This window comes from Gammaproteobacteria bacterium (genome assembly GCA_037388465.1).
GTDB lineage: Bacteria > Pseudomonadota > Gammaproteobacteria > SpSt-1174 > SpSt-1174 > JARRKE01.
Map to the genome: position 1 here is coordinate 16,470 of JARRKE010000006.1, position 9,860 is coordinate 26,329.

General features: G+C 63.7%; 10 protein-coding genes. 5 read left to right on the top strand and 5 right to left on the bottom strand.

Annotation, left to right across the window (positions count from 1 at the left end):
- Positions 1-2 precede the first annotated feature (2 nt).
- The 3 genes from mreD to P8Y64_02185 are packed head-to-tail and all read right to left on the bottom strand — an operon-like array spanning position 3 to position 2,484.
- The gene (mreD, locus tag P8Y64_02175; protein MEJ2059282.1) at positions 3-488 is read right to left on the bottom strand and encodes a rod shape-determining protein MreD; all 486 of its coding nucleotides are present in this window, start codon (positions 486-488) and stop codon (positions 3-5) included.
- Positions 481-1,407: a rod shape-determining protein MreC gene (gene mreC, locus P8Y64_02180; GenBank protein MEJ2059283.1), complete on the bottom strand. Its 927-nt coding sequence runs from the start codon at positions 1,405-1,407 to the stop codon at positions 481-483. Before mreC ends, mreD begins: the two co-directional genes overlap by 8 nt.
- A 30-nt stretch (positions 1,408-1,437) precedes the next feature.
- Positions 1,438-2,484: a rod shape-determining protein gene (locus P8Y64_02185; protein ID MEJ2059284.1), complete on the bottom strand. Its 1,047-nt coding sequence runs from the start codon at positions 2,482-2,484 to the stop codon at positions 1,438-1,440.
- A gap of 199 nt (positions 2,485-2,683) precedes the next feature.
- Between P8Y64_02185 and gatC the strand changes: the two genes are divergently transcribed.
- The 4 genes from gatC to hslO all read left to right on the top strand — a co-directional run bounded on the left by gatC (position 2,684) and on the right by hslO (position 6,938).
- Positions 2,684-2,971, top strand: coding sequence for an Asp-tRNA(Asn)/Glu-tRNA(Gln) amidotransferase subunit GatC (gene gatC / locus P8Y64_02190; protein ID MEJ2059285.1), 288 nt, complete (start codon positions 2,684-2,686; stop codon positions 2,969-2,971).
- 50 nt (positions 2,972-3,021) lie between these two features.
- Positions 3,022-4,476, top strand: coding sequence for an Asp-tRNA(Asn)/Glu-tRNA(Gln) amidotransferase subunit GatA (gene gatA, locus P8Y64_02195; protein ID MEJ2059286.1), 1,455 nt, complete (start codon positions 3,022-3,024; stop codon positions 4,474-4,476).
- An 86-nt stretch (positions 4,477-4,562) separates the two neighbouring features.
- Positions 4,563-5,999 (top strand): Asp-tRNA(Asn)/Glu-tRNA(Gln) amidotransferase subunit GatB, encoded by a 1,437-nt coding sequence (gene gatB, locus P8Y64_02200; protein ID MEJ2059287.1) that lies wholly within the window; start codon positions 4,563-4,565, stop codon positions 5,997-5,999.
- A 66-nt stretch (positions 6,000-6,065) separates the two neighbouring features.
- The gene (gene hslO, locus P8Y64_02205; protein MEJ2059288.1) at positions 6,066-6,938 is read left to right on the top strand and encodes an Hsp33 family molecular chaperone HslO; all 873 of its coding nucleotides are present in this window, start codon (positions 6,066-6,068) and stop codon (positions 6,936-6,938) included.
- A gap of 6 nt (positions 6,939-6,944) precedes the next feature.
- On the opposite strand, the gene moeB is transcribed toward hslO, so the two are convergent.
- On the bottom strand, positions 6,945-7,700 hold the full coding sequence (gene moeB, locus P8Y64_02210; GenBank protein MEJ2059289.1) for a molybdopterin-synthase adenylyltransferase MoeB: 756 nt from the start codon (positions 7,698-7,700) through the stop codon (positions 6,945-6,947).
- A gap of 114 nt (positions 7,701-7,814) precedes the next feature.
- Between moeB and P8Y64_02215 the strand changes: the two genes are divergently transcribed.
- Positions 7,815-8,720, top strand: coding sequence for an adenylate/guanylate cyclase domain-containing protein (locus P8Y64_02215; GenBank protein ID MEJ2059290.1), 906 nt, complete (start codon positions 7,815-7,817; stop codon positions 8,718-8,720).
- A gap of 16 nt (positions 8,721-8,736) precedes the next feature.
- Here P8Y64_02215 and P8Y64_02220 read toward each other — a convergent pair whose 3' ends face one another.
- On the bottom strand, positions 8,737-9,828 hold the full coding sequence (locus tag P8Y64_02220) for a type IV pilus twitching motility protein PilT (GenBank protein MEJ2059291.1): 1,092 nt from the start codon (positions 9,826-9,828) through the stop codon (positions 8,737-8,739).
- Between the last annotated feature and the right edge of the window lie 32 nt (positions 9,829-9,860).

Genomic DNA, 9,860 nt, shown 5'->3' on the forward strand with positions numbered 1-9,860 from the left:
ACTCAGGCCAGGTGGCAGCGACGCCGGATCTGGCGCAGCAGCAGGAACAGCCACGGCCACAGCAGCATACTGGAGATGAGCGGGGCCCAATAAAGCCAGGTGCCCGGGGCCATGCCGGTAATGCCATCGACCCACAGGCTCAGCAGGCGGGTGATGGCCAGCATGGCGCCGACCGTGATGGCCTGCTGCCAGAGCGGAAATACGCGAATACGCTGATGCAGGCGAATACTGACGTAGGCCAGGATCGCGAAGGCCATCGCATGCTGGCCCAGCAGGGTGCCGGTCAGCACGTCCATAAACAGTCCGGTGATCCACCCCGCGCCGACCCCGAACCGGTTGGGCAGCGCCATGGTCCAGTAAATAAGCGCCATGGCGGCCCAGTCGGGGCGAAAGGCGATCGCCCAGGTCGGGAGGGGGATGATGGTCAGCATATAGGCCGCCACCAGTGAGAGCGGAATCACCCAGGGACGGCAAAAGGCGTTATCCATGCCGCCGTTTCCCGGTTTTGTGCGTTGAGGCGCCGTGCTCTTTCTTTGTGGCCGGAGGACTCTTTTTGTCGGTTGCTCCGGGCCGTTCATGGTGCTCGTTGGCCGGCCAGACCAGCAGGACCTCCCGGGAGCGTTCCAGGTGGGCCAGCGGACGGACCTCGATCTGGGCAAAGGCCTCGGCGGGGTCGCGGTCGATCTTGACCACCTCGCCGACCGGATAGTCGGGCGGGTAGCGCCCGCCCAGCCCGGAGGTGCTGACGATGTCGCCCACACGGATGTCCGCGCTGTTGGGCAGGCTGCGCAATTCCAGGCGTTGCGGGTTGCCGGTGCCTACCGCGAGGCTGCGCAGCCCGTTGCGGTTGACCTGGACGGGGACGGCCTGGCTGGGGTCGGAGATCAGCGTTACCCGTGCGGTGTTGTAGTTGACGTCGGTGACCTGACCCATGACGCCGCGTGCATCGAGCAGCGGCTGGCCGAGATAGACGCCGTCATGGCTGCCTTTGTTGATGAGGATCTCCTGGCGGAACGGCGCCATGTCGGCCGACAGCAGTTCGGCGACGGTGAAGTGTGCCTTCACGTGTGAGGAGGCGTGCAGCAGCTGGCGCAGGCGGTCGTTTTCCTCTTCCAGTGCGGCCAGGCGCTGCAGGTGCGCGTCGTCGAGCAGCGCCTCGCGGCGCAACTTGCGGTTTTCGCCGACCAGGGTGTTGTGGGTGACGAGCTGCTCGGCCAGCCAGTCGCCGATGCGAAACGGCAGGTCGACGACGTACTGGACCGGATAGACGAGCAGATTGAGCCCCTTGCGCAGGGCGTCGACGTGATGGAAGCGCTGGTCAGCCGTCATCAGTGCCAGCGACAGCAGCACGAACAGCAGCAGCTTGATGTGCAGGGAAGGGCCGTGGAAGAAGAGGGACTTCTTAATGGTTTCCTCCTCGACGACGGCGGATGGGGTTTATTCTACGGCCAGGAAATCGGTGCCGTGTTCGTCAACCATCTCCAGGACACGACCGCCGCCCCTTGCAACGCAGGTCAGCGGATCGTCGGCGATAACGACCGGTACGCCGGTCTCCTCCATCAGCAGCCGGTCCAGGCCGCGGAGCAGGGCGCCGCCGCCGGTCAGCACGATGCCGCGTTCGGCGACATCGCCGCCCAGTTCGGGCGGGGTCTGTTCCAGGGCGGTCTTCACGGCGCCGACGATGCCGTAAAGCGGTTCCTGCAGGGCTTCCAGCACTTCGTTGCTGGTCAGGGTGAAGCTGCGCGGTACGCCTTCGGCGAGATTGCGGCCCTTGACCTCGATCTCGAGCAGTTCCTTGCCGGGATAGGCGGAGCCGATCTCGTGCTTGATGCGCTCGGCGGTGGCCTCACCGATCAGGATGCCGTAGTTGCGGCGCACGTAGCTACTGATGGCTTCGTCGAACTTGTCGCCGCCGATGCGCACCGAGGCGGAGTAGACGATGCCGTTCAGGGACAGCACGGCGACCTCAGAGGTGCCGCCGCCGATATCCAGCACCATGGAGCCCAGGGCCTCGTCGACTGGGATGCCGGCGCCGATGGCGGCGGCCATCGGTTCTTCGATCAGGTATACCCGGCGCGCACCCGCACCGGCCGCGGATTCGCGGATGGCACGGCGCTCGACCTGGGTGGCGCCACAGGGCACGCAGATCAGGACGCGCGGGCTGGGGCGGAAGACCTTGGATTCGTGCACCTTGCGGATGAAGTGCTGCAGCATCTTCTCCGTGTAGGTGAAGTCGGCGATCACGCCATCCTTCATGGGGCGGATCGCGATGATGTTCTCGGGGGTGCGCCCCAGCATCTTCTTGGCATCGGCGCCCACGGCCTCGATGGACTTGGGGCCGCCGGGTCCGCGATCCTGGCGAATGGCGACGACCGAGGGCTCATTGAGCACGATGCCCTTACCGCGCATGTAAATCAGGGTATTCGCCGTCCCCAGGTCGATGGAGATGTCGTTGGACAGGAAGCCGAGAAGATTGCCGAACATGAGTTTAGGGATGCTGAGTGTGGCTATTACAAGGGCTGCTACTCTAGCAACGGGGCCCCGCCCGGGCAAGAAGTATTCATTATACCCTGCGGGAGCGGCCGTCCCGGCGGGGGGCGGTGCGGCGCAGCGCCCGCCGGGACGGCAAAATATGGTAACTTAGCCGGCCTTTCACGAAGCCCGTAAAACCTTAGGAGTCGCCATGTCGATTGCCAATCAAGAGGTAAGCAAGATCGCCCATCTGGCCCGGCTGGGGATCGACGAGCAGGATACGCCGGCCTATGCCCAGAGCCTGTCGGCCATCCTGGAGCTGGTCGAGCAGATGAATCAGGTGGACACCGCCGACGTGGAGCCGATGGCCCATCCCCAGGATGCGGTGCAGCGCCTGCGCGACGATGAGGTGCGCGAGACGGACCAACGCGAACACTTCCAGGGCATCGCCCCGCTGACCGAAGCGGGCCTGTACCTGGTCCCCAAAGTGATCGAGTGAACGCCCGCCCCGCGTGCACACATTTGTTCTGATCCCGAATTCAAACCGCCATGCACAACAAGACCCTCTCAGAACTCGGAGCCGAGCTGCGTGCCGGCAAGGTCTCCAGCGTTGAGCTCACCGAGCATTTTCTCGCCCGGATCAAGGCCCACGACGCCAAGCTGAACAGTTTCATCAGCGTGACCGAAGCGCAGGCCCTGGACGCCGCGCGCGCCGCGGATCAGCGCATCGCCAGCGGCGAGGCCGGTCCGCTGACCGGCGTCCCGATCGTCCACAAGGACATCTTCTGCACCGAGGGCGTGAAGACCTCCTGCGGTTCGCGCATGCTGGACAACTTCGTCGCCCCCTACGACGCCACCGTGGTGTCGCGTCTGCAGGGCGCGGGTACGGTCATGCTCGGCAAGGCCAACATGGACGAATTCGCCATGGGGTCGAGTAACGAGACCAGCCATTACGGGCCGGTACGCAATCCCTGGGACAACGAGCGCGTGCCGGGCGGTTCCTCCGGCGGTTCGGCGGCGGCGGTGGCCGCGCGCCTGGCGCCGGGTGCGACCGGTACCGATACCGGCGGTTCGATTCGCCAGCCGGCCGCATTGTGCGGCATCACCGGCCTCAAACCGACCTACGGCCGGGTTTCGCGCTGGGGCATGATCGCCTTCGCCTCGTCGCTGGATCAGGGCGGTCCGCTGGCCCAGACCGCGGAGGACTGCGCCCTGATGCTGGGCGCCATGGCCGGCTTCGATGAGCGCGACTCCACCAGCATCGACCGCGAGGTGCCGGACTACACGGCGCACCTGGGCGACGACCTCAAGGGCCTGAAGATCGGCCTGCCCAAGGAATACTTCGGCGCGGGTCTCGATGCCGCCGTGAGCGGCGTGATCGAGGCGGCGCTCGAGGAGTATCGCAAGCTGGGCGCCGAACTGGTCGAGATCTCCCTGCCCAATTCCGGGCTGGCGGTGCCCGCTTATTACGTGGTGGCGCCGGCGGAGTGTTCCTCCAACCTGTCGCGGTTCGACGGCGTGCGTTTCGGTTACCGCTGCGAGGAGCCCAAGGATCTGCTGGATCTGTATACCCGTTCGCGCGGCGAAGGCTTCGGCGCTGAGGTCAAGCGGCGCATCATGGTCGGTACCTACGCCCTGTCGGCCGGCTATTACGACGCCTATTACCTGAAGGCGCAGAAGGTGCGCCGCCTGATTGCGGACGACTTCAAGCGGGCCTTCGAACAGGTCGACGTGATCATGGGGCCGACCTCGCCGACCGTGGCGTTCCGCATCGGCGAGAAGGCGGACGATCCGGTGACCATGTACCTGTCCGACATCTACACCATCGCGGTCAACCTGGCCGGCCTGCCGGGAATGTCCGTTCCCGCCGGTTTCGCCGACGGGTTGCCGGTCGGGCTGCAGATCATCGGTGACTACTTCGGCGAGTCACGGTTGCTGAACGTGGCGCATCGCTTCCAGCAGGTCACCGATTGGCATCAGCGGATCCCGCAAGAATTCGCGTGAGGGGTGAGAGGGGATGCGTGAGGGGGTGGTCACCCCTTTCCTCTCTTCACATCTCACTGCTTACGTACAACCGAGGGTTTTGATAAATGGAATGGGAAACAGTCATCGGGCTTGAAATCCACGCCCAGCTGGCCACCCGCAGCAAGATCTTCTCCGCGGCGTCCACGGCCTACGGGGCGGCCCCCAACACCCAGGCCTGCGCGGTCGATCTCGGCCTGCCCGGCGTGTTGCCGGTGCTGAACCACGAGGCGGTGAACATGGCCATCCGTTTCGGTCTGGCCATCGGCGCGACCGTCGCGCCGCGCTCCGTGTTCGCGCGCAAGAACTACTTCTACCCGGATCTGCCCAAGGGCTACCAGATCAGCCAGTACGAACTGCCCGTCGTGGGGCAGGGCAAACTGGAGATCGAGCCGGAGGACGGCGAGACCAAGGTCATCGGCGTGACCCGCGCCCACCTCGAGGAGGATGCCGGCAAGTCGCTGCACGAGGATTTCCACGGCTACACCGGGATCGACCTGAACCGGGCCGGCACGCCGCTGCTGGAGATCGTGTCCGAACCGGACATGCGTTCGGCCAAGGAAGCGGTGGCCTACATGAAGAAGATGCACACCCTGGTGCGCTACCTGGAGATCTGCGACGGCAACATGCAGGAAGGCTCGTTCCGCTGCGATGCCAACGTGTCCGTCCGGCCCAAGGGTCAGCACGAGTTCGGTACCCGCACGGAGATCAAGAACCTCAACTCCTTCCGTTTCGTGGAGCGCGCCATCAACTTCGAGGTCGAGCGCCAGATCGACCTGATCGAGGGCGGCGGTTCCGTGGTGCAGGAGACCCGGCTGTACGACCCGGACAAGGGCGAGACGCGTCCGATGCGCACCAAGGAAGAGGCCAACGATTACCGTTACTTCCCCGACCCCGACCTGCTGCCGCTGGTGGTGAGCAGCGACGACATCGAGCGGGTGCGTGCGACGCTGCCGGAATTGCCGGATGAGAAAAAGCACCGCTTCATGACCCACTACGGCCTGTCCGCCTACGATGCCGGCGTGCTGACGGCGAGCCGCGAGCTGGCCGAATACTACGAGACGGCGGTCGAGCAGGCCGGCGGTGCCGCCAAGCCGGTCGCCAACTGGGTGATGGGCGATCTGGCCGCCTTCCTCAACAAGGAAGGACTCGATGTGGCCGACAGCAAGGTTAGCGCTGCGCAGCTCGCGGGGCTGGTGGCGCGCATCGAAGATCAGACCATCTCCGGCAAGATTGCCAAAGAGGTGTTCGAGGCGATGTGGGCCGGCGAGGGCGATGCCGACGCCGTTATCGAAAAGCGCGGTCTCAAGCAGATCACCGATACCGGGGCCATCGAGGCGGTGATCGACGAGGTGATTACCGCCAACCCGGCCCAGGTCGAACAGTATCGTGGCGGCAAGGACAAGCTGCTCGGCTTCTTTGTCGGACAGGTGATGAAGGTATCCAAAGGCAAGGCCAATCCGGCACAGGTCAACGACCTGCTGAAGAAGAAACTCAGTTCGTGAGGAGATGGGGTGAGGCGCAGATGTCGTCTCACCCCTTGCTCCTCACTGACGCCTTCTCGCGAAATCATGACCGAACGTGATGCTCTGCACCGTTTCCTGATCGAGCGCACCAACGTGCGCGGGGAGTGGGTGCATCTGGACGCCAGCTGGCGCGCCCTGCTCGAACGCGTGGACTATCCGCCGATTGTGCGTAACCTGCTCGGGCAGGCCTTGGCCGCCGTGGCCCTGCTGGCGGCGACCATCAAGTTCGACGGGTCGCTGACCCTGCAGCTGAACGGTGACGGACCGCTTCATCTCATGGTGGTGCAGGCGACGGGACAGCGTACCGTGCGCGGTCTGGCGCACTGGCGCGACGAGGTGCCGGAAGGGCGGCTGGAGCAACAGTTCGGTCAGGGGCGATTGGCCATTACCATCGATCCCGGTGCCGGCAGCGAACGTTATCAGGGCATCGTGGAGATCGCCGGCGAGAACATGGCGGAGCTGATCACCACGTATTTCGAACGCTCCGAACAGCTGCCCACCCGTTTGTGGCTCACGGCGGATGAACGTACCGCAGCCGGCCTGTTGCTGCAGGCGCTGCCGAGCGAGACGCGCGATCCCGATGCCTGGAACCGGGCGGTGATGCTGGCGGATACCCTGGAGGACCAGGAGCTGCTGACCCTGGACGCGCCGGTGGTGCTGCATCGCCTGTATCACGAGGAGGACGTGCGCATGTTCGACCGCGAGCCGGTGGCGTTTCGCTGCGGTTGCTCGCGCGAACGGGTGGCCGAGGTGCTGCGGGCGATGGGGCCCGAAGAATCCGCTTCGCTACTCGAAGAACAGGGCAGCATCGAGGTGGATTGCGAGTTCTGCGGCGCCCACTATCACTTCGATCATGTGGACGTCGAAGCCTTGTTCACGGAGCGGCCGGTGCTGCCGGGCTCGCGTACGGAACACTGAATCGGCTCAGGCAGAGCCCTGGCCGCAGACCGGACACTGCGGGTCCTTACGCAGTTTCAGTACGCGCCATTCGCCGCGCAGGCCGTCCCACACCTGCAGCCGTCCCGTCAGGGTGGGCAGCCCCGTCAGCAGCTTGAGCGTTTCCATGGCCTGCAGGCTGCCGATGACACCCACTACCGGCGCCAACACGCCATTCTCGCTGCAGGTTTCCTCCACGCCGCCGGCCTCGCTGTAAAGGCAGCGGTAGCAGGGGCTGTCGGGGCGTGAGCCATGGAACACGCTTACCTGCCCCTCCATCCGCACCGCGGCGCCGTAGACCATAGGTCGGTCCTGATGCACGCAGGCGGCATTGAGCAGAAAGCGGGTTTCGAAGTTGTCGCTGCAGTCCACCACCACATTGGCCGCCGCCACTTCGTTTTCCAGACGATCCCCGGTCAGGCGTCCGGCAATCTCGGTGATGCGGACTTCCGGATTCAGCGCCTGCAGCGTTTGCCCGGCGGAGCTGACCTTGGGCTGTCCGATGTCCGCTGTGGCATGGGCGATCTGCCGGGCCAGGTTCGACAGTTCGACCTTGTCGTCGTCCGACAGCACCAGATGTCCGACGCCGGCAGCGGCCAGATACATCGCGACCGGCGAGCCCAGCCCGCCCAGGCCGATGATCAATACACGCGCGTCGAGCAGCCGCTGCTGTCCTTCGGTACCGATCTCCGGCAACAGGATCTGGCGGCTGTAACGCAGCAGTTGGGGATCGTCGAGTGACATGTCGGTCGTGTCCGGGGTGGCATTGTAACTGCATGAGTTATGGCACTTTCATGCTATTCTGTGCAAATTAGGTAGTGTTATTCAAAAAAGTTGAGCCAAGCGATCAGCTCGTACATGTCCGAGGAAAATTTCGAAGCCACCATCATGTTTGTCGACGTTGTCGACAGCACGAGTCTGTATGAAACGCTGGGGGATCAGGATGCGCAAGCGGTGATCGCCAAATGCCTGCGCATGGCGGAGACTAATATTCGTATGAGTCGCGGTGAGACCATCAAGGTTTCAGGCGATGAGGTTATGGCCCTGTTCACCAGCGAAGAAGCCGCGGTTCGTGCAGCGCTGAAGAATCTCGATACCATTCCGCAGGCCGATATGGGGCATGGCGTGCATGTCGAATTGCATACCGGGCTGTATCACGGCCCCGTGATTCGTGCCGAGGGCGATGTGTACGGCGATGCGGTGAATGTCGCCGCCCGGCTGACGTCTATGTCGCAGCCTGGTCAAATTCTGACCACGCGTCAGACCGCAGAAAGTCTGCGTGCCGACCTGAGGGAGCGCACGCGCAAGCTTTACGACACCACGGTCAAGGGTCGCGAGCAGCCGCTGGAGGTGTATGAGGTACTGGGCGTCAGTGAGGGTGATCCCACCGGTATTCTGGCGCCCGAAACCGATTATATGGCGGCACGCCAAGTGTTGAAGTTGCGCTGCGGCGAAAAGCTGATCGAGATCCCGCCGTTCCGCAAGGAGTTCATCCTGGGGCGCGATGAAAGCTGTGATCTGATACCTCGCGACACGACGTTCGTGTCACGCAAGCATGCGCGCATTGCCTACCGGCGTGACAAGTTCGTGTTGCAGGATCACAGCACCAACGGCACCTACATCAAGTCACAGGACGGCAACGTGGTCCACCTCCATCAGGAGGCCTTGCCGTTGACCGGGCGCGGAAAGATCAGCCTGGGCAAGATCATCACCCCGAACGACAAGTTGCTGATCGAGTTTTCGGTGGAAGAGCGCAAGATCTGAGAACGCCGCGCGAGGCTTAATCGAAGGACGGTGCCGGTTCCCCCGATGTCGAATAGCCGGCCGGCTTGCGGAAGGATGATTTGTCGATGGCCTGGAGATAGGCCTCCTCTTCGGAAATCTGGCTCGAATCGAGCAGTCTGCGCAATGCGGAATCCATGGTGACCATGCCCTGCAGGGCGCTGCTCTGCATGATCGATTCGAGCTGTTCCGACTTGCCTTCGCGAATCAGGTTTGCCACCGCCGGGGTATTGATCAGTACCTCGACGGCCGCTGCGCGTCCCTGCCCGTCCGCCTTGCGTACCAGTTGCTGGGAGACGATGCCCCGCAGCGAGGTGGACAGCATGGCGCGCACCTGGGACTGCTTGTTGGCCGGGAAGGTGTTGATGATGCGGTCGACGGTGGTGGGCGCACGGTTGGTGTGCAGCGTGCCCATGACCAGGATGCCCGTTTCCGCTGCGGTAACCGCCAGGCTGATGGTGTCCAGGTCACGCATTTCACCCACCAGAATGACGTCCGGATCCTCACGCAGCGCGGAGCGCAAGGCGTTGGCAAAGCTTTTGGTATGCAGCCCGAGCTGGCGTTGGGAGATCAGGCAGCGCTTGCGCGGGTGCACGAATTCGATCGGGTCCTCGATGGTGATGATGTGGCCGCTGCGGTTTTCGTTGATCTCGTTCACCATTGCGGCCAGCGTCGTCGACTTGCCCGAACCGGTCTTGCCGGTAACCAGAACCATGCCCTGTTTGTGGGTGCACAGAGAGGTCAGCACCGGTGGCAGATTGAGTTCGCTCAGCGTGCTGCTGCGGGTGGGAATGGCGCGAAACACGGCGCCGAGCCCGTTGATCTGCCGAAAGGCGTTGACACGGAAACGGGAGACGTTTTCGATCTCGTAGGCGAAGTCCGCCCCGTCTTCGCGCTCGAAAATGGCGCGGGAGTGAGGTGGAATGATCTCATTCAGGAACTCCGTCACCTTGTCGTTGGAAAGCGGCGTATCGTCGATAACGGTGAGCTCACCATAAATACGTGCGCGCAGTGGATCGCCGGCGATCACGTGCAGGTCGGATCCGCGACGTTCGATCAGGCTCGTCAGTATGTTGTCGATTTCTTTCATGGAGCGATTCGTGGAGTGGAGTGAGCGCGATG